Source organism: Algoriphagus sp. (assembly GCF_029254265.1).
Lineage (GTDB): Bacteria > Bacteroidota > Bacteroidia > Cytophagales > Cyclobacteriaceae > Algoriphagus.
Genome location: NZ_JAQWXX010000082.1, coordinates 51,120 through 69,816, shown reverse-complemented (window position 1 = coordinate 69,816; position 18,697 = coordinate 51,120). Strand labels below are relative to the sequence as shown.

Annotated in this window: 20 protein-coding genes; 5 read left to right on the top strand and 15 right to left on the bottom strand. The window is 38.8% G+C overall.

The features are described 5' to 3' along the window. Position 1: 1 nt before the first annotated feature. The 3 genes from P8O16_RS12480 to P8O16_RS12470 all read right to left on the bottom strand — a co-directional run bounded on the left by P8O16_RS12480 (position 2) and on the right by P8O16_RS12470 (position 2,939). On the bottom strand, positions 2-667 hold the full coding sequence (locus tag P8O16_RS12480) for a CBS domain-containing protein (protein WP_300315357.1): 666 nt from the start codon (positions 665-667) through the stop codon (positions 2-4). Positions 668-761: 94 nt separating this feature from the next. Continuing rightward, on the bottom strand, positions 762-1,958 hold the full coding sequence (gene chrA, locus P8O16_RS12475) for a chromate efflux transporter (RefSeq protein WP_300315354.1): 1,197 nt from the start codon (positions 1,956-1,958) through the stop codon (positions 762-764). Between the two features lie 3 nt (positions 1,959-1,961). Then, a complete protein-coding gene (locus P8O16_RS12470; protein WP_300315351.1) occupies positions 1,962-2,939 on the bottom strand; it encodes a 2-oxoglutarate and iron-dependent oxygenase domain-containing protein in 978 nt (325 codons plus the stop codon). 71 nt (positions 2,940-3,010) lie between these two features. Here P8O16_RS12470 and P8O16_RS12465 point away from each other — a divergent pair, with 71 nt between their 5' ends. Beyond that, positions 3,011-3,778: a hypothetical protein gene (locus tag P8O16_RS12465; RefSeq protein ID WP_300315349.1), complete on the top strand. Its 768-nt coding sequence runs from the start codon at positions 3,011-3,013 to the stop codon at positions 3,776-3,778. Positions 3,779-3,817: 39 nt separating this feature from the next. Continuing rightward, positions 3,818-5,089, top strand: coding sequence for a serine--tRNA ligase (serS, locus tag P8O16_RS12460; RefSeq protein WP_300315344.1), 1,272 nt, complete (start codon positions 3,818-3,820; stop codon positions 5,087-5,089). 51 nt (positions 5,090-5,140) lie between these two features. Here serS and P8O16_RS12455 read toward each other — a convergent pair whose 3' ends face one another. Together P8O16_RS12455 and P8O16_RS12450 are read right to left on the bottom strand one after the other, a co-directional pair. Continuing rightward, positions 5,141-5,524, bottom strand: a complete 384-nt coding sequence (locus P8O16_RS12455) for a DUF3037 domain-containing protein (protein ID WP_300315341.1) — start codon at positions 5,522-5,524, stop codon at positions 5,141-5,143. Beyond that, the gene (locus P8O16_RS12450; protein ID WP_300315338.1) at positions 5,502-6,296 is read right to left on the bottom strand and encodes a HipA family kinase; all 795 of its coding nucleotides are present in this window, start codon (positions 6,294-6,296) and stop codon (positions 5,502-5,504) included. Before P8O16_RS12450 ends, P8O16_RS12455 begins: the two co-directional genes overlap by 23 nt. Positions 6,297-6,443: 147 nt before the next feature. Here P8O16_RS12450 and P8O16_RS12445 point away from each other — a divergent pair, with 147 nt between their 5' ends. Beyond that, positions 6,444-6,869 (top strand): nuclear transport factor 2 family protein, encoded by a 426-nt coding sequence (locus tag P8O16_RS12445; RefSeq protein WP_300315335.1) that lies wholly within the window; start codon positions 6,444-6,446, stop codon positions 6,867-6,869. A gap of 11 nt (positions 6,870-6,880) precedes the next feature. On the opposite strand, the gene P8O16_RS12440 is transcribed toward P8O16_RS12445, so the two are convergent. From P8O16_RS12440 to P8O16_RS12405, 8 genes are all read right to left on the bottom strand, one after another. Then, positions 6,881-7,609 (bottom strand): methyltransferase domain-containing protein, encoded by a 729-nt coding sequence (locus P8O16_RS12440; protein ID WP_300315332.1) that lies wholly within the window; start codon positions 7,607-7,609, stop codon positions 6,881-6,883. Between the two features lie 90 nt (positions 7,610-7,699). Then, positions 7,700-8,305, bottom strand: a complete 606-nt coding sequence (coaE, locus tag P8O16_RS12435) for a dephospho-CoA kinase (protein ID WP_300315329.1) — start codon at positions 8,303-8,305, stop codon at positions 7,700-7,702. After that, positions 8,295-9,263: a YbbR-like domain-containing protein gene (locus P8O16_RS12430; protein WP_300315326.1), complete on the bottom strand. Its 969-nt coding sequence runs from the start codon at positions 9,261-9,263 to the stop codon at positions 8,295-8,297. The genes coaE and P8O16_RS12430 overlap by 11 nt, the downstream gene beginning before the upstream one ends. An 8-nt stretch (positions 9,264-9,271) precedes the next feature. Next, positions 9,272-9,589 carry a preprotein translocase subunit YajC gene (gene yajC / locus P8O16_RS12425; protein ID WP_300315323.1) on the bottom strand — a complete coding sequence of 106 codons (318 nt, stop codon included), beginning with the start codon at positions 9,587-9,589 and terminating at the stop codon, positions 9,272-9,274. Between the two features lie 2 nt (positions 9,590-9,591). After that, entirely contained in the window at positions 9,592-10,131 is a 540-nt protein-coding gene (locus P8O16_RS12420; RefSeq protein ID WP_300315320.1) for a DUF1573 domain-containing protein, read from the bottom strand. 5 nt (positions 10,132-10,136) lie between these two features. Then, positions 10,137-10,439, bottom strand: a complete 303-nt coding sequence (locus P8O16_RS12415; RefSeq protein ID WP_075349063.1) for a YtxH domain-containing protein — start codon at positions 10,437-10,439, stop codon at positions 10,137-10,139. A 7-nt stretch (positions 10,440-10,446) separates the two neighbouring features. Further along, the gene (gene nusB, locus P8O16_RS12410; RefSeq protein WP_300315315.1) at positions 10,447-11,631 is read right to left on the bottom strand and encodes a transcription antitermination factor NusB; all 1,185 of its coding nucleotides are present in this window, start codon (positions 11,629-11,631) and stop codon (positions 10,447-10,449) included. A gap of 116 nt (positions 11,632-11,747) precedes the next feature. After that, entirely contained in the window at positions 11,748-12,848 is a 1,101-nt protein-coding gene (locus tag P8O16_RS12405; RefSeq protein WP_300315312.1) for a Glu/Leu/Phe/Val dehydrogenase dimerization domain-containing protein, read from the bottom strand. Positions 12,849-12,995: 147 nt separating this feature from the next. On the opposite strand from P8O16_RS12405, the gene P8O16_RS12400 reads away from it, so the two are divergent. After that, entirely contained in the window at positions 12,996-14,786 is a 1,791-nt protein-coding gene (locus tag P8O16_RS12400; RefSeq protein ID WP_300315309.1) for an ABC transporter ATP-binding protein, read from the top strand. A 69-nt stretch (positions 14,787-14,855) separates the two neighbouring features. Next, on the top strand, positions 14,856-15,173 hold the full coding sequence (locus tag P8O16_RS12395; RefSeq protein WP_300315306.1) for a hypothetical protein: 318 nt from the start codon (positions 14,856-14,858) through the stop codon (positions 15,171-15,173). Between the two features lie 71 nt (positions 15,174-15,244). On the opposite strand, the gene P8O16_RS12390 is transcribed toward P8O16_RS12395, so the two are convergent. Both P8O16_RS12390 and P8O16_RS12385 read right to left on the bottom strand, forming a co-directional pair. After that, positions 15,245-16,609: a peptidylprolyl isomerase gene (locus P8O16_RS12390; protein ID WP_300315303.1), complete on the bottom strand. Its 1,365-nt coding sequence runs from the start codon at positions 16,607-16,609 to the stop codon at positions 15,245-15,247. 54 nt (positions 16,610-16,663) lie between these two features. After that, entirely contained in the window at positions 16,664-18,667 is a 2,004-nt protein-coding gene (locus P8O16_RS12385; RefSeq protein ID WP_300315300.1) for a peptidylprolyl isomerase, read from the bottom strand. Positions 18,668-18,697: the final 30 nt, after the last annotated feature.

Below are 18,697 nucleotides of genomic sequence, written 5' to 3'. Positions count from 1 at the left end.
TTTATATATCTAAAAATCTAAGCAAGTTTCCGATACGCTCCTCTTCACTGCTCGCCTCTTCGACTTGTTGGTATTGGTCCAGAATCCGATATCCAAATCTCTCTAAAGTGGCTTTAATATGGCGAAGTTCAGGCTTGTCGATTTTAAGGGTCAGCTTGATTTTATTATTATCTAGTGGATCTGTTGAAATAAAAGAACTGAGAACTTTTCCATTTTCACTTTCAATGATTCTGGAGATTTCTGCAAGGCTGTATTCATTCATATTCATGGACAAAATCATCACACTACCATGGGATTGAATGGATAGGCTTTCAGCGAAAGCAGAAATTGAATCCTCCATAGTCACCACTCCTAGGTAGGTGGAATTTCTGTCCAAAATAGCGACTAAATTAGAGTGATGCTCTGAACTTACCCTAAGCACATCATAAATATGCTGATCTGCAAAAACCCAGCAACCGGAGTTTTCTAAAGTCAGTTCTGAAATCAGAGTTTCCGGATTGTTCAAGTCAAAAATCAAGTCTCCATTTACCAGTCCCACGAAAACCCCATTGTCTACCACCGGTAGATTGTTGATTCGGATTTCTTCCATCCAAGACAACGCCTTACCAGTTTTGTCGCTTAGCTTTAATGGGGGAATGAGATTGTTTATGAATTCGTATGCTTGCATTTAAGAGAAAGATAGGGAATGATTTCAGATTTTAAAACGCGCGAATTCGGTTTCTTGTTCCAATTGCCGAATCTGAGGGGTTTTTGTTCGCCTTTTAAAAGAGGAAATTGTAACCTATTCCTAGTATTATTCCACCCGCAATTATGGCTGGAGAAGATATTTTGGTGAATTGCAACAAAAGATAAGTTCCCAAAATGAAAAATATGTTGATACCGTTTGCCTCAAGCGGTTCGAATAGTAAATAGGCAGCCGAAATCAACATTCCACATGATACTGCATTGATTCCTTCCAAGGCTGCTCTAATTGGACGATATTTTTTCAACTGATCCCAAAATCGAATAACAAAGAAAATCAGAAAAATTCCAGGTAGAAAAATCCCTGCTGCAGCAATAAGTCCCCCTGCAAAGAAGCCTGCAGTGCCAAATTCTCTCATTGAAAGAGCTCCTACGAATGAGGAAATACTAAAGGTAGGTCCAGGGATACCTTGCGAAATAGCATATCCTGTCAAGAACTCTTCGGAACTTAAGAAATGTTTGAAGTCTACGAACTCAGTGTATAAGTATGGTACCAAAACTTGTCCTCCTCCAAAAATCAAACTTCCGTTTCTATAGAAATTTTCAAAGAGTAGGATAGACTGATCCTTAGTAAGTGCACCTAAAATCGCTGCTAAAGCTAATGTCCCTGCCCAGAGATAGAAATTGGACCATTCTATTTTAAGTGGCGCATCCTTCTCCAATTTGGGCTGCTTCTTATATTTGATTGATGTACTCAATCCACCGGCGATCAATAATAAGGGGAAGATGTATGGGGAATTGTAAAAGAAAGAAATAAAGGTCGATATTAAAACTAGAACCATCGCCTCTGTTGTCTGAACCATTTTGCCTATGGTTTTTTGCGCAGCAAAAATTATAAATCCTATTGCCATAGGCTGGATAAAGCGTGCAAAATTCAAAGCTCCAGGGGTATTTTCTTGCAGAAAGAAAATCAAAATAGCTGCAAAAATCATGAACAAGGTTGCTGGAAGAATCCAAACAATCAATGCAAGATAAGCTAAGTTTGGTCCACCCACCCGAAAGCCAATTGCTGATATCAACTGAGTTGAAGAAGGGCCTGGGAGCATATTACATAATGCATTTAGCTCCCAGAGTTCCTCTTCAGAGATGTAGACCCTTTGTTTGACCATTCGCTCTAAGAGCATCGCCAAAAATGCTTGGGGCCCTCCAAATGCTGTCAAGCTAAGTATCAGGGTATCTTTCAGGAAAAGGTAATAACGAACCCGCTTGACAGACATTTTTTATTTTTTTAGACCTAATTCACGAAGTCTCTCGTCAAGAAATTCTCCCGCAGTAATGTCTTCGAATTGCTTTGGATTCTGAGCAGTCACACAGCTCTCAAGGCAAGTCAAATCCATCTCAGATCTAGGATGCATAAAGAACGGAATCGAATATCTGCTAGAATTCATCTTTTCCCTAGGCGGATTGACTACACGGTGAATCGTTGATTTTAGTTTTTTATTTGTCAAACGCTCTAACATGTCTCCCACATTTACTACCAATTGATCAGGAAGCGCAGTAATTGGAATCCACTTGCCATCTCTTCGCAGTACCTGAAGGCCATCAGCACTAGCTCCCATTAGAAGTGTTATTAAATTAATATCTCCATGCTCAGCAGCACGAACAGCATCAGCAGGAACTTCATCCGGGTTTTCGATCGGGAAGTAATGTATCTGTCTCAGGATCGAATTTCCGTAGGCTACCTTTTCTTCAAAATAATCTTCTTCCAAATCCAATGAAAGTGCAATTGCCCTCAACATTGCTTTACCTGCGTTTTCTAAAGTCCGATAGGCTTCATTGGCATCATTTTTAAATTCGGAGATCTCTGAAGGCCAAACGTTTTCAGGATACTCAACTTTTATAGGATCTGAATCAGGAATATTGGAAAGTTCTTGACCTACATGGTAAAATTCTTTTAAATCACCAGTATTTCGTCCTTTTGCATGTTCTTTACCCTTTCCAGTATAGCCTCTTTGAAAACCAATTTCCGGTTTTTCATATTTTGCTTTTATATCATCTGGGAGTGAAAAAAAGTCTTTAATCGACCCATAAAGACGATCTTGAAGGTCCTGAGATAGTCCATGGTTTTTGATGGCTACGAAACCAATGTTTTGATATGCCTCAGCAAGTTTAGCGACAAAGGCCGCTTTTTGACTTGCAGAGCCACTTGTAAAGTCTGCTAAATCGAGGCTTGGGATTTCCTCAAATAAGATGTCCATGAGTTTGCTTTTTTATTGAAGAGCCAAATTTATCTTTAAATTAAATATCTTTATTCCAAATCGCCTCCCCCATGAAAAAAATCCTTACTATCCTCATCATTTTAGGGTTCATTTCAGCATGCAACTCTGAAAAGAAAAAGATTAATGAAGAAGTTGTTAATCTGCAGGAAGGTGAAATAGTAACCTCTCCCGAGATTCCGAAGATTAGCTTTTACCAGTATGAGGATTCATCTGCATTTCCAGATGCAATTTTGGAATTATTTACTCCTTTGGGTAATCAGATTTTCAAACCTGGAAAGGTTCCATTTGAATTTAACATCAAAAACTTCCCTTTTGAGTTAAATGAAAACCAAGAATTTAAACTTTTCAATATTCTCAACGGGGGAGATCCCGTAGGTTTTTATTCTCCCATTTTCCAAAGAGAGTTGGCAGAGGGAAGCTATCGTGTAGTTGCATATCTTGTAGATGAGGAGGGTCTTGCCCTAAAGAATTTTGGAAACTACATTGACAGAGACTTTCAAGTAGGAGATTCCAGACCATTTCCCTATTCTGCTGAACCATACCTTGCACTTAATTTGCCAAGATCAAACCAAATTTTTGATTCAGGCTCTGAATTGATTATTGATTTTTTAGTAGTAGGAGGCGATATGAAGCTGGATGGTCTTAAGGTTAAAATTCAGGTCAATGAGTTGACTTATGAGATTGATCATATGGCTCCTGTACGTGTAGTAAATTTGCCGATTGGGACTTATCAAGTGAAAGTTCAACTGCTACGATCTGATGGAAAAGAACTTGAAGGACCATTTTCGAGTGTCAGTAAATCCATCATTGTTCGATAACATGATTATCTTTGGGACTTTCATTCCTTAGATTTTATCATGCTGTTAGTTAATCAAATCAGAGAAAATTTTGCCAGGGTTCTTGCCGGTCTTCAAAAGCGAAATTTCCCCAATGCCGAAGCTGTTTTAAATCAGGCAGTTTCACTGGATGAATTGAGGAAATCTACTCAAACTGAACGAGATCAAATTCAAGCAGAATCAAATGCGATTTCCAAAGAAATTGGGATTTTGATGCGAGAGGGAAAAGCAGAAGAGGCAGTCAAAATCCGCGAAAAAACTGCGGAACTCAAGGTCCAGATCAAAGATCTGGAAGATCAATACTCCTCCGCAGAGGAAGAATTGAGGCTGCTACTTTATACCATCCCAAATGTACCACATACCTCGGTACCTGCCGGGAAGTCTGCCGAAGACAATGAAATAGTGCTCGAAAGTGGAATAATTCCAACTCTTTTTGAGGGTAAACTTCCACACTGGGAACTAATCAAGAAATATGACATAATCGATTTTGACCTCGGTGTAAAAATTACAGGAGCTGGTTTTCCGGTTTACAAAGGAAAAGGAGCAAGGCTTCAACGTGCACTGATCAACTTTTTTCTTGACGAAGCGCTAGCGGCAGGCTATATGGAAGTACAGCCACCAATCTTGGTAAATGAAGAATCTGGATATGGAACCGGTCAGTTGCCGGATAAAGAAGGGCAAATGTATTTTGCAGCTGCTGATAATCTTTATCTCATCCCCACCGCAGAAGTACCGATTACGAATCTCTATCGTGATGTGATTGTAGCAGAACAAGATCTTCCAATTAAAAATGTCGCTTATACCCCATGTTTCCGAAGAGAAGCAGGGAGCTGGGGCGCGCATGTAAGAGGATTGAATCGCTTGCATCAGTTTGATAAAGTAGAAATCGTACAAATAACACATCCGGATCAATCCTATCAGACACTAGAATCGATGAGTGACTATGTTCAGGGCCTTTTGAAAAAGCTTGAGTTGCCTTATAGGGTGCTTAGACTTTGTGGAGGAGATATGGGATTCACTTCTGCTTTGACTTATGATATGGAAGTGTATTCTGCTGCGCAAGAGAGATGGCTTGAAGTAAGCTCAGTTTCAAATTTTGAAACCTATCAGTCTAATCGCCTCAAACTTCGATTCAAAGGAGAGGATAAGAAAACCCAATTGGCACATTCTCTTAACGGGAGTGCCTTAGCTTTACCGAGAATCGTGGCTTCTATTTTGGAAAATAACCAAACACCTGATGGTATTTTAATGCCAAAAGTACTCCACTCGTATTTAGGGTTTGATAAAATTTAATTGTAGCAAAAAAGGCTTAAGAAAGCGTGAGGATTGACTTCTCACGCTTTTTTATTTTACATTTTCTTCAAAAAGCTTTTCCAATGTTTTTTCCAATTCAGCACTGAATCCCATGTGGGGTCTCGAAGTCTGAATGATAGAACTTCTCACTGCAGTAAGCCAACGGAATCTTGATGCCAAATCCATAGCTGCGATTTTTCCACCATTTGATTTTCCCAAGCAGATTTTTTCGAAGGAGTTGAGATTTAATTGGATCATCTCACAATCGGCAAGTGGATCCAAAGCCAATAATTTTGACTCATTCAATTCAATTTTACAACCTAAAAAACCTGATTTAGCGTCACCTAGGATTACTCCCACATTAATGAATTCCTCTCGCTCCACCCTAGGCACCACCCGGATTATGGCGTACTCATATAAGTGTTTCCCTTGCATCTTGAGCTTCTTTGGTGAATTGATCAGAATATGATAGTCGTAGATTCAGAAAATCAGTGTAGACTTGGCGCAATTCCTGAATGTCATCAGAATCTCTACCTGCGAGGAGCCACTCATCAGGTAGCTCAGCGACTAGATTTCTGAGTATTGTGGGATTTAGTTTTTGTTTGAATTCTTCATTTACAACTTCCAGTAGGCTCGCCTGTGGCAATAGCACATGATTTTGAATAATTGGAAATGGACCTGTGGCATTTCTTTTCCAATTAGTCCAAGCGTGCTGAAACAAAAATGCGGCACCATGATCGATAAGCCAAAGTTCCCTGTTCCAGATCAGCATATTCGTATTCCGAAAAGTTCGATCCACATTGGTGATGAACATATCCAACCAAACGATTTTTGAAGCTAACAATGGATCTACAGGCTTAGCCACAGGATCATAATTAATTGCTCCTGAAAGGAAATGCAATGCGAGATTTAGTCCTTGACTTCCTTTGAGCAAATCTTGAATCTCCTCATCGCCTTCAGATCTCCCAAAAGCGGGGTCTAAGTTCGCAAAAACCAATTCAGGTACATTTAAGCCTAGGAGTCTGGCAATTTCTCCCCCTAGAAATTCGGAGATTAGTGCTTTTTCCCGCTGACCTGCTCCACGAAATTTTAAGACATATTTGAACCCATCATCCGCATCTGCCAACGCAGGAAGGGAGCCACCTTCCCGAAGAGGCAATATGTATCGAGTGACATTGACGGTACGAAGTTTGAAGGATTGATTCATGGTTTTAAAGTTGAAAAATAAGCTATTTCAGGATTAAGTATCTTAAACACCTCGTAAAAGTTCTAAGTTAAAATTAAAAGATTTACACCAAAGTCGATTTAAGGACTTAGATTAACTAGTCAAAATTATTTTCAAAATATCTCTCAAATGAAGCGTTTTCTTATTCTATTTCTTCTTTTAGTCACTTTTCATTTTAATGTAAAAGGTCAAACAACTTCCGAGCGAGAGGCTATTATCCAGACGGTTCAGCTTTATTTTGATGGTATGATGGATCGAGATCGCACTAAGCTAGACCAAGCATTTCTTTCCGAAGCCAGATTAATTGGGTTCAGAGGAGATGAACTCACGATTACTTCGTATGATGCCTGGGCTACTGGTACTTCAAAAGGCGAACCCCGAAATCGGGATCAGTATAAAAATGAGATTGTTTCAATTCGAGTTCAAGGAAACACAGCAGTAGCAGAAACTGAGTTGTATTGGCCTGGAATCTATTACTATGATTTCCTGACCTTGATTAAGATTGATGGCCAATGGAAAATCGTAAATAAGAGTTGGTCAGAGAAGAAGTTGTAGGGATTTGGCTTCTAATTATCCTTTCCAAAAACCAAAAAGTGCTGAATTTTCAAGAATTTACCATTTTGGATTAGTTTAAATCCATTTGCATTCAACTCCTTTTCAACCTGAGATACGGTCATTTTATGAAGTGGCTTGATCGGTATACTCGGATCCTCACCCCGATATTCCAGAAGTAAAATTTTTCCATCTGGTTTTAAGGACTCACGAATGGAGGCAAGCATTTCTTTTGGATAGGCAAGTTCGTGATAGACATCGACCATTATTACAAGGTCGATTGAATTCTTGGGAAGATTTGGGTTTTGTTCACTTCCCTTTACGGTGGATACATTTGAAAGCCCCAATTCCTTACTTCTCGCATTCAGATAGTTGATTGCATCTTGTTGGATCTCTACTGCGTAAACTTTTCCATCTGGAACTTTAGGCGCAATTCGAAAAGTATAATATCCTGAGCCAGCTCCTATATCTGCAACAACGCTTTCTGAGGTGATCGGAAGATTTTTAAGAGCTATAGAAATTCCCTCCTCACGTTCTCGGCTTGCACGCTCAAGCCAATCCTTTCCCTGGAATCCCATCACTTGAGAAATCTCCCGGCCAAGATAAACCTTGCCGGTACCATCTCTAGTCGGAGTGACATAAGTATATGTAGAGTTTTCAAGTTTGGTGCTTTTTTGTGCTTGACATGAAAAAATGAAAGTCAAGGTTACGAGTAAGAATAGCTGATATTTTAGAGATTTCATGGAATAGCTTTATGATTTAACCTAAAAGAGCTATTCATGTTTAAAACAGTATGTTAGTTTTTACAAAACTCCATAGAGGTTCGATAATGATTAATTTCTCCGGGCTTTTAATTGTTCGTGAACCTTCAAAATTTGAGGAATTAGCAGTTTGTTATCCACATTCTTAATCACAAAGTCAGCTAATTCATTTTTTGTTTCATCAGGCAACTGCTGATCAATAATATGGTTGATTTGTTCCTCAGAACGGTGAGGATCTCGCATCATTATTCTGGAAATGCGGACTTTGAGTGGAGAGCTGACATTGATTACAGCATCTAAATGTTTATGACCTTCAGTTTCAAAAATCAAAGCAGCTTCCTTTAATACGTAAGGGCTTTTTTGCTCAATAGCCCATTCTTTAAAGTCAAGCGCTACAACTGGATGGACAAGACTATTGATTTTAGCCACTTTTTCGGAGTCGGAAAAAACGGTTTGTGCCAAATAGGATCGATTTAAAATCCCATTTAAATAACTCTGGCTACCAAATGCTTTCGAGATTGCGGACTTCAATTCCGGATTATTGCTCATCAACCACTTAGCTCTGTCGTCAGCATAGTAGACAGGGATTCCCAAAATTCCGAAGACTTTTGCAACGGTTGATTTTCCTGATCCGATTCCTCCTGTGATTCCAACCAGCAGAGGAGGATTAGTTCCCATAGCGAAGTTTCAATTTAGGAGGGGTTACTCGTACTTGATCCAAAAATGAAGGCAAAGGTTTCACTTCGACTGTGATCGTACTATCCTCTTTATTTCGCTTATAATAATCGACAACCCCCTCAAATTCTAATTCTTTGAGTTGGTCCGAACTGCGTTCATCAACAAGATAGTCCATCATCAACGGTTCTTCCTCATTCTCCAAAGTTACTGATCGGGGAAAGTTGATCTTTTTGATCCTTAGTCGCTTGTTTCCCTCCAGAAATGCTACTACATCTAATTTTACAGTGACCGTTTTTTCTTTAATCGACACCAAAGATGCCATATCCTTGGGCAGATTTAATTTCACTTCTTTGGACAAGTCTTTATTGATTTTATTTTCATTAAGATTGACTGTAAAAGTCTTTTTTAATGAGTCTAAAAGTGAACTGGGACCAGTAAAGGTTAACTGTGGAGGTTCAAATTCTGGGGTGCCCAGAAGTTTAAAATTTTTATATAGACTAAAACTAGTACTGTCCAGCTTTGGTGTGATCTTAATAGTCTGAATCCTATTGATATTATATTTAATTGAGTCATCCAGGATAGAGATAACTTGGGTAGGTCCTAAAAAATCACTCAGTCCTCGCTTAAGGTCCGATGTTAAAATATAATCTCTTGAAGATGGATTTGAGATTTCAACAAGGAAACTCTGGCTATTAAAATTGAAATACTTTCGGAGTAAATCCCATCCATTTCCTGATATTTCGATTTGAATGTTTTCCGGCTCCTCTGCCACGGAAACATACCTTTCCCTGTCATATACCAACTCGATTGGAAAATCTACCACAGTGGTATAATCGTCCTTATTGAGGGCATTTAAAATCCAAAAAGTGGTAGCCGCTGCGATGCAGAGTACTACCACTTTAAGATTAGAGAGTTTTTTAGCAGAAATCCTTGAAGAGGATTTTTTAGTTTCCGGCAAAATTCAATTTATTTGGTTGTTGCGGGTTTCTTGGAGAAATCTAGAGAAATTGCAGACTTTTCTACTTTGACCTTTAGACCTCTGTCAAGTTCGAGAATCACGGTATCAGTATCAGTACTGTAAACCTTTCCGTGAAGGCCTCCAATAGTTACAACATCATCCCCTTTCTTGATTTCCTCAATAAACTTTTTCGAGTCTTTCTGTTTTTTTTGCTGTGGCCTGATCATGAAGAAATACATGATTAAGATAATTGAGCCAAATAAGAATACCTGGCCCAAGATGCCACCACCGCCTACTGAGGCCTGAGCTAATACAATTGAAAGCATATTTATTTCTTCACAGGTCCAACTGCTACAGAACCTGAATTTTTAGGATTAACTGTTCCTTTAAGACGAAGTCTTGTCACAGTTGGGTTTGTATTTGCTTGAATAGTCACTGTAGGAGCTTGAGATCCGGATTTTGCAGTAGAATTAAATACTACTTTCACAAAACCTTCTTCACCTGGTTTTACTGGTGTCTTAGTCCAGTCAGGGCTAGTACATCCGCAAGAAGCAGTAATATTTGAAATCACCAATGGAGCCTGTCCGTTGTTGGTGAAATTAAATACGTGCTCCACTACTTGACCTTCATTGATAGTGCCAAAGTCATATTCCATTGCTGGAAATTCAAACTGGCCTAAAGAAGATGGATCTGCTGCCTGAGTTGACTGAACATTTACAGGTGTTACCGCAGTATTTTGAGTCTCTAGTGCCGCAATTTTATCTTCCAATGCCTTGATTTTAGCATCTTGGGACTCTTTTGGATTACATGCTAACCCTAGGGATAGCAGCATAGCGAAAGCGCCTACTTTGATTGAATTGATTTTCATAACGATTAGTTGTTACCTTGATTGATTTGATCTATTAATTTATTGACGTCACTTAGAAGGTTTTCAGCTTTATTTTTTGCATCGGATATTACTCTTTTACCTTCTGTTTTTGCTTCATTAAGATGAGTTTCTTTTCCTTCTACCAAGTCTTCTATTAGGTCTTCGAGTTCCTTTTTATACTTTGATAGTTTGAAAGAAAGTTTATCTCTGGTATTATTTCCTGCATCAGGTGCGAATAAAATCCCTAATGTAGCACCTACTCCAGCTCCTATTAAGAATGCGATGAGTGAATTACTGTTTTTGCTCATGATTATATTATTTATTGTCTAAAAGTCCTCTACCACTCTTACGGATATCTCCTTTTTCGGTTAGCTCTTTCGCCATTACATCTAGTAACCCATTTACAAACTGCTTACTTTTAGGAGTACTGTAAGTCTTAGAAATATCTATGTATTCATTGATACTCACTTTAACCGGGATGCTTGGAAAATTCTTCATCTCGGCAAGAGCCATCGAAATAATGATTTTATCCGTGTAGGCCAATCTATCAATATCCCAATTTTTGGTTTTTTGAGAGATTAGTACCTTACTCTCAGCATCATTTTGAATCGTGAAGTTAAAGATATTTTCAAAAAACTCCTTATCCTCATCCCAGTTGATTGCGATCTCTGGCATTTGACCATCGCTTTCTTGATCTAGATTTGCGGCATTTTTCAATACTTTAGAAGCAAGACTTCTAACGACAGATTTATTTTCTGTCCAGTTAAGATCTTTCTCAGAAAAATAATTGAGGATAACTTCATTTTTGAAAATGATCTTTTTCAATAAGCTATCTGCGGCTTCTAGATCTTCTTCAAGACTTGGGTTTTCAATTTTAAGGTAATCTTGATAAATCTCTGAGGTTTTGATATAATCTCTAAACCACTCTTTAACCTCCAACTCTAGGTCATCAAGATTTACGTTGTTTCGAGCCAAAGCCGCCAAATAAGTTTCTGATTCACCGAGTGAATTAAGTACTTTGTTATTTGCTAAGTTTAGTTCATTCCCAAAACCAATAGGCGTATTTCCTGCAAGCTTTTTCTTTTTTTCTACTTCCTTTTCGACATGCTTTCCAAAGGACCGGAGAAGTTCGATTGCTGAAAGGTAAAGTTGGGGGATTCGCTCAGCTGAGATGACCATGTTTTTCAGAAGAAACTGATGATCTTTCTCATTTGCTTGATGATATTGTTTTAGAGCTTCTAAAACTGTTTTTTTTACTTTTGCACTGGCCTCACTAGCTTTCAGTAACTCCTTTGATTCAAGATTTTGATCAAACAGCTTAATTGCTTCTTCAGCCTCCTTGGTGAGAGCTACTTTATCCTGCACCTCCATACTGTTAAGGTCTGGCAGAAAAGCGGCTTTGATATAATCTTTGGCAAGGTTGAGGTTAGAACCTTTGCACTGCTCATAGGCATATAGGTTTTGGAAAGCCTTGACCCTGAGAATTCTTCTATTTAGCATAATGTTGGAAAGGAGCTGTAAATATAGTCAATTTGGCTTGGCTAATCCCAAGTTAGACAAGACAAAAAAACCACCGGAAATACTTTCCCGGTGGCCATTTATTGGATTGTGGTATTTTAAAAAGGCAATTTAACTCTGCCAATAGACTCTATTCTTGCTTTTGCTGTCTCAATGGCAGCTTGTTGTGCAGGGATATTTTCTTTTTCTGATTTTGCAAATATCGTCATACAGGTCTCATAGATTTTTTCAGTTTGTTGAAAAACTATCTCTCTGTTGTAATCTCCCAAATACTCCATTCCAACATTGATTACACCTCCTGCATTAATCAAGAAATCCGGAGCATAAACAATGCCTTTCTTGATCAAAATTTTGCCATGTTTATCCTCGTCTTTAAGTTGATTATTAGCTCCACCAGCGATTACTGCACACTTCAATCGGTCAATGGTTTCATCGTTGATTGTTGCACCCAAAGCATTCGGTGAGTAAATGTCCATTGGAAGGTCATAAATAACATTTGGATCTACTGCCTGAGCTCCTGTTGCTTTGGCCACTTCCCGTAGTTTCTCCTCAAAGATATCGGTCACTATGACTTCAGCGCCTTCCTTGATCAAGTATTCGATAAGGTACTTGCCGACTTGACCTACTCCTTGAACACCAATTTTTTTTCCGGAAAGTGAATCAGAACCAAAAGCCTTTTTTGCGGCTGCTTTCATTCCCGTGTAAACTCCAAAAGCAGTTACTGGGGACGGGTCACCTGAACCACCTTTGATCTCAGGCAGGCCGGCTACGTGACGAGTCTCCATGGAAATGTACTCCATGTCGGAAGTTTTCATGTTTACATCCTCTGCTGTCACATATCTTCCACCCAGACTTTCGACAAATCTTCCGAATCGTCGCATAAATGCTTCGTTTTTAAGTTTTGGATCACCGATGATTACGGCTTTTCCTCCTCCTAGATTCAAACCTGCGAGTGCATTTTTAAAAGTCATGCCTCTGGAAAGTCGGAGGACATCTGTTATTGCTTCTTGTTCTGAAGCATATGGCCACATTCTAGTACCTCCAAGAGCAGGCCCTAAAACAGTGTTGTGAATTCCAATCAGTGCCTTTAGACCAGTGGCTTGATCATTACAAATGACAAGCTGCTCGTGGTCCATCTTGATGATTTGACCAAATATAGATCCCTCATTTACGGTTTCGGTCGGTTTAATCTCTAACATGTGAACTTAGCTTTTTAGAATGTGTTATATTTGGGTTGAAACATTGGTACGAGGTCCAATACAAAATTAAATACTTTTATTGGCCTTCAAAAGATTAATTTATCCAGTTTCCCTTAACTTATTTCTCGATTTTAAAATTTTTATTTGGTGAAGCCACTTTGGAGACTCAATAAGTATTTCCTTAAATACAAGGGTTTTTTGCTCTTGGGAATAGTATTTACGGTCATATCAAATATTTTCGTAATTATTCCTGCGCAATTGGTTCGACTTGCCATAGATTATGTGGTTGAAAGTTTGTCCATTTATAGGCCTTTACAGCTAGGTGGAATAGGAGAAATAGCTCAAGAGATTTTTTTAAAATTTGTTTTTGTCTTCGGTATTCTAATTCTGGTGATGGCACTACTGAGGGGATTTTTTCTATTTCTCATCAGGCAGACCATTATAATCATGTCTCGAAAAATCGAGTTTGACATGAAGAATGAAATCTATGCACATTATCAAAATTTACCATTAAGCTTTTATCGAAAAAATAGTACAGGAGATTTAATGGCCAGAATCACGGAGGATGTCAGTCGGGTTCGGATGTACCTGGGTCCCGCGATCATGTATGGATTAAATTTATTGATCCTTTTCCCATTGGTTATTTCTTATATGATTATGATCAACCCAGAGTTGACTTTGTATTCACTTCTTCCACTTCCTGTTCTATCGATCAGTATTTATTTTGTCAATAATATGATCAATGAGCGATCAGAAAAAATTCAGCGGAGTTTGAGCGGATTGAGCACTTTCGTTCAAGAAGCCTTTTCTGGAATACGCGTCTTAAAAGCTTTTGTAAGAGAGAAGGATAGTGCAAATGATTTTGCAAAAGCAAGTAAAGACTATAAGCTAAAATCCATTCGATTGACTCGGGTAAATGCTCTTTTCTTCCCTCTTATCATGGCCTTGGTAGGAATTTCTACCATTATCACAGTGTATGTAGGAGGATTGCAGGTGATTAATGGAGAGATTGGATATGGGGTTATTGCGGAATTTATATTATATGTAAACATGTTAACTTGGCCGGTGACATCACTTGGCTGGATTACTAGTATTATACAGCGTGCAGCGGCATCTCAAACGAGGATCAACGAATTTCTTGATATTAAAAATGATATTGTCAGTTCGGAAAACCTCCTAAGAGATATTCAGGGTTCTATTGAAGTAACCGACTTATCTTTTATTTATCCGGATTCAGGTATCAAGGCTTTGGATCACATCAATTTTAAAATCAGCGAAGGACAGACTTTGGGTATTATAGGAACTACAGGTTCTGGAAAATCGACTGTGGCTAATTTGTTGATGCGAATGTATGATCCAACGAATGGAAATATTAAGATCGATGGAATCCCGGTTCAGTCTTATGACATTTCTGATCTTCGCCGACAAATTGGATATGTGCCTCAGGATGTATTCCTGTTTTCTGATACGATTGCCAATAACATTGCCTTTGGTATAGACACTCCTGATGAGGAAATAATTTTTCAAGCAGCAAAAGATGCTGATGTGTATCAAAATATTCTTGATTTTCCTAAAGGGTTTGACACCATGCTTGGAGAGCGAGGTATAACTTTGTCTGGAGGTCAGAAGCAGCGGGTCTCTATTGCAAGAGCTATCGCAAAAGCTCCAAAAATCCTTATTTTGGATGATTGTCTTTCGGCTGTAGATACTAAAACTGAAAATGTCATACTTTCAGCATTGAAGAAAATCATGCAGGACAGAACTTCAATTATTATTTCTCACCGGGTTTCTTCTGCAAAATTGGCTGATCAAATTATCGTTTTAGACGATGGGAAAATAGTGGAAAGTGGAAATCATGAAACCCTTATGGCTCAAAAAGGAGTTTATGCAGAACTGTACGAGAAACAGACCCAAGCTAGTGAATCGATCGAAAATTAAAAGAATTTAGATCGCGATAATTCTTTGTTGATTATTGCTAAATTGAAGTCTGACCAAAAAAAATGAATCATGGAAGAGCACCAATCAAAAACAAAAGATATCGAAAAAGTTCTCCAAGAGATTGGTGACAAAATAGAAGAATTGGTAAAGAAGGGTGCCGATGCAGGCATGGATGTGAAGGAGGAGATAGAAAAAAAAATTCAGGAACTCAAGGAAAATAAGACAACACTCGAAGCAGAGCTAAAAAAAGGGAAGGATTTGCTAGAGCGGGAGTTTAACGAGCGAAAGGAAGACATTGAACCAAAATTAAAGGAGTCCAAAGGCTTTTTACTAGAGGGCTTCAAACAATTTGGTTTGGCATTAAAAGCCCTTTTTGGAAAGAAATAATGATTTAAAATCATGTAACAATTTCTCAATTAAGAGTAAAAAAAAACCGAAGCATTTGCTTCGGTTTTTTTTTACTTTCCAGATAAGACATTACAACGATCATAAATTGGATCAAGGTCTATAAAGATGTCTTCTTTAGCTGTGATAAACCATTTGCTAAGGAGCTCATCTTCTTTTCTACGAAGTGTTGCGGCCTTTAGCTTTTCATAGTCATCGTCTAAATTAGCCCGATGTGCCGGATATTTCGCTTTGTAATACAAGATTCTAAGCTTTGTGCCTTCTCGGGGATCTTCATACTGAATAGGCTTGGTGATTGCTCCAACTTCCATACTATCAAGCGTGAAGTATAAAACAGGATCTTCGAGTGTTCTAAGGGTTAGACGATTTGAATTATTCGCAGGATCTGTGAAGAATCCACCATTATCGGACGTGGCTCTATCGTCAGAGTATTCCTTTGCTGCATTAGCAAACTCAATTCTACCGGCTTGAATCTCTGTTTTCAAACTATCCAAAAAGCGCTCGGATTTTTTGATATCCTCGGCTGTAGGCTTTGGGATTCTAAGAATATGTCTGGTGTTAAACGTTCCATTTTTCACCTCCAAAAGCTGGATCAAATGCACTCCAAAATCTGTCTCAACAGGATCACTCAACTCGCCCGGCTTCAATGCTAGGGCAGTAGACTCAAATTCTGGAGCAAGTTCACCCCTTCTAAAAAATCCAAGGTCTCCTCCTTGTGCTCCTGATCCTGGATCTTCTGAGTATTGACGGGCAAGTGTGGCAAAATCTGCTTTGCCAGTGCCAATATCATTTTTAAATTGTCGCAGTTGTTCAAAGATCTCCTCTTTTGTTCTAGGGTTAACCTCCGGTTTTTTTACGATTTGGCCTACAGTTACTTCAGCCGAGAAGAAAGGCAAAGAATCATTTGGAATACTATTATAAAAAGCTCTTACTTCAGCTGGCGAGACAGTAAGCCCTTCAGTGATTTTGCCTCTCATCCTTTGGACGATGAGTTGTTCTCGGATCACTTCTTCAATTTCGTTTTTCAGCTGATCTGAAGTTTTGCCGTAGGCTTGAATTAAAGTTGCTTCATCCCCGCCAAACTGCTGCATTACCATGTTGAAGCGGGAGTCAGTTTGAAGCATTACTTCTGCGTCTGTTACCAATACAGAATCAATTTCTGCCTTTGCCACCATCAATTTATTGATCATTAGTGACTCAAATACTTCACAGCGCGTAGGAGGTTCTAACCCTTGCTGTGCTTGGGCTACTGCTTCAATGTAGGTTTTTTGCACGTCTGATTCCAGTAGAATGTAGTTGTCCACCTTTGCTACAATCTTGTCCAGAACTTGACCTGTAGTGGTTGTAGCTTGACCAAAAGCAGATGTCGCCAATAGTGTAGCTAGAAATGAAAACGTAAGTCGGTTGAGTAATTTCATGTTTGTTTTTCCTTCGGGAAGTTCGATTTCAGGAAACTTCCTTTGGTTATAATTTTACTGATTTAGCGAAATGAAGGCTTCTTCTCTCGCCTTACTATTGATTTGTACAGGATACTTCTTGCGGAGTTCAGCGACTAGTTCTTTTTCAAGCGATTCCTGAAAATCCCGAATGACTAATCCCCTTGTTTCTTCAAATTCTTTGGGTCCAGCAGGAATTTTGGCCCCCAGCAAGATCAGATGTAGGTGACCGTTTGCTTCGATTTCCTGATAAGGAATATCCAAATTTGCTTTTGACAATACTGGGTCTGTCTCATAGGGTATTAAACCAGACTCTGTTTGGTATGCCAAAGGACTATTTTCCCCGAAATAGGATTCAAAACTAGTTACCAATTCCGGTGAAAGCGTTTTGTTAGCTAACAGTTCTTTAGCCTTTTCACTCTTTGAAAGATCCAACACCTTTACTATGTAGGCATTTACACGGTTAGGCCATTGGTACTTTTCGATATTTCTTTGAAAATATGCTTTTTGTGAGACTGAATCCTCAATACCTTTTTGCCAAACTTCCTTATTCATTAAAGAAAAAAGAAGAATTCCGTCTCGATACTCTTTCAAGAGCATTTGATAGTCTTTATTATTGGTTAAAAGGTCTTTTTCTTCAGCTTCATTGAGACTTTTTGCCACAAATCTGTCGTACCAAAAGTCAAATGATTTCTGATTGGTTTTGATAGCTAACTCTTCCTGATCTAAGAAATCCAACAGATCTGATGCCGTCTGGCTTTTATTTCCAATTTTGAATAGGTCTTTGGAGGTTTCTCCATTAGTTTCTATGTAGTTCCTGAATTCTGATTTGGACAGCTCGTTTAACTTACTTCTTAAGTTTGAGACATTTGTTTCATTTTCCTCAAAATTATATCGGGATTTTTGAATGGCCATCACTTGAGACTTGATCATGGTGGATCTTGAGTCTCTCAAGATTCTGGATTTGATATTGTCTTCAAGGCTTTCAAAGGATTCAAGGGGCTTTTTTTCTTCCAGTCTTAGGATATGATACCCATATTGGGTACGAATAGGAGGGGAAACTTCACCAGGTTCTGTGAGCATAAATGCTGCCATCTCAAATTCAGGAATCATAGATCCTACTGAAAACCAAGGAAGTAGTCCTCCTTTTTCGCGTGAGGAAGGATCTTCAGAATAATCTCTAACTATATCTTCCCAAGTAGTAGATTCTTTCTGAATCTCAATATAGATGTCGTTGACTTTCCGCTTTGCCAGATCTTCACCATTTGGGTTATTGGGATCAATTCGGACTAAAATATGAGAAACCTGAACTTGACCGGGATTGGGCTGACGATCCTGAACTGCAATGATATGGTAACCAAAATTGGTAAGGACTGGATTTGAGACTTCTCCCGGCTTCATGTTATATGCAGCATCCTCGAAAGGTTGGACCATTTGTAAGGCAGTAAAATAGCCTAAATCACCTTTGTTTTGCTTTGCAGATGGATCGTCTGAATATTCCAATGCCAGTTGGTTAAAGTTTCCTCCATTCTCTACCTCATTTTTTACCTTCAAAGCCATTTTCAGAACTATTAGACTATCTTCTTTTGAGGGGGTTGGAGGGAATTGAATCAGAATATGGCTTGCTCGAATGACTTCTTGCATTCTGGAATATGCCTTGCGAAGTTCCCCTTCTTCTAGGGAATTTTTGATCAGGAATGGAGCTCTTAAATTTTCTTTAAAGGATTCAAATTCTCTCATAAACTCCTCCGTCTGATCGAGACCTTGGGCTTCAGCTTCCCTTACTTTTAATTTGTAATTGATGAAAAGATCCAGGTTTTCATCAAACTCTTCACGTGCAATTCCACTTGAAACAGTCTCTGATGGTCCTTGTCCCTTGGAAATCAAGTAGATTAATTCGTCTTTGTCTATACTCTTACCACCTATAGTGAGCAGAGCTTCCTGTTGTGAAGTGGATTGTGGCTCAGTGCTTCCCTGTAAAGAAAGCCCCAAAGACAATATCAGGGAAAGTATATATGCCGAAGTCGTTCGGTGTTTCATGGATTTGATTCCTACTAAGCGAATGCAATT

Bases quoted from the DNA above. Each gene is read 5' to 3' on its own strand.
- P8O16_RS12480 (WP_300315357.1), bottom strand. From the start codon at position 667: ATGCAAGCATACGAATTCATAAACAATCTCATTCCCCCATTAAAGCTA.
- chrA (WP_300315354.1), bottom strand. From the start codon at position 1,958: ATGTCTGTCAAGCGGGTTCGTTATTACCTTTTCCTGAAAGATACCCTG.
- P8O16_RS12470 (WP_300315351.1), bottom strand. From the start codon at position 2,939: ATGGACATCTTATTTGAGGAAATCCCAAGCCTCGATTTAGCAGACTTT.
- P8O16_RS12465 (WP_300315349.1), top strand. From the start codon at position 3,011: ATGAAAAAAATCCTTACTATCCTCATCATTTTAGGGTTCATTTCAGCA.
- serS (WP_300315344.1), top strand. From the start codon at position 3,818: ATGCTGTTAGTTAATCAAATCAGAGAAAATTTTGCCAGGGTTCTTGCC.
- P8O16_RS12455 (WP_300315341.1), bottom strand. From the start codon at position 5,524: ATGCAAGGGAAACACTTATATGAGTACGCCATAATCCGGGTGGTGCCT.
- P8O16_RS12450 (WP_300315338.1), bottom strand. From the start codon at position 6,296: ATGAATCAATCCTTCAAACTTCGTACCGTCAATGTCACTCGATACATA.
- P8O16_RS12445 (WP_300315335.1), top strand. From the start codon at position 6,444: ATGAAGCGTTTTCTTATTCTATTTCTTCTTTTAGTCACTTTTCATTTT.
- P8O16_RS12440 (WP_300315332.1), bottom strand. From the start codon at position 7,609: ATGAAATCTCTAAAATATCAGCTATTCTTACTCGTAACCTTGACTTTC.
- coaE (WP_300315329.1), bottom strand. From the start codon at position 8,305: ATGGGAACTAATCCTCCTCTGCTGGTTGGAATCACAGGAGGAATCGGA.
- yajC (WP_300315323.1), bottom strand. From the start codon at position 9,589: ATGCTTTCAATTGTATTAGCTCAGGCCTCAGTAGGCGGTGGTGGCATC.
- P8O16_RS12420 (WP_300315320.1), bottom strand. From the start codon at position 10,131: ATGAAAATCAATTCAATCAAAGTAGGCGCTTTCGCTATGCTGCTATCC.
- P8O16_RS12415 (WP_075349063.1), bottom strand. From the start codon at position 10,439: ATGAGCAAAAACAGTAATTCACTCATCGCATTCTTAATAGGAGCTGGA.
- nusB (WP_300315315.1), bottom strand. From the start codon at position 11,631: ATGCTAAATAGAAGAATTCTCAGGGTCAAGGCTTTCCAAAACCTATAT.
- P8O16_RS12405 (WP_300315312.1), bottom strand. From the start codon at position 12,848: ATGTTAGAGATTAAACCGACCGAAACCGTAAATGAGGGATCTATATTT.
- P8O16_RS12395 (WP_300315306.1), top strand. From the start codon at position 14,856: ATGGAAGAGCACCAATCAAAAACAAAAGATATCGAAAAAGTTCTCCAA.
- P8O16_RS12390 (WP_300315303.1), bottom strand. From the start codon at position 16,609: ATGAAATTACTCAACCGACTTACGTTTTCATTTCTAGCTACACTATTG.
- P8O16_RS12385 (WP_300315300.1), bottom strand. From the start codon at position 18,667: ATGAAACACCGAACGACTTCGGCATATATACTTTCCCTGATATTGTCT.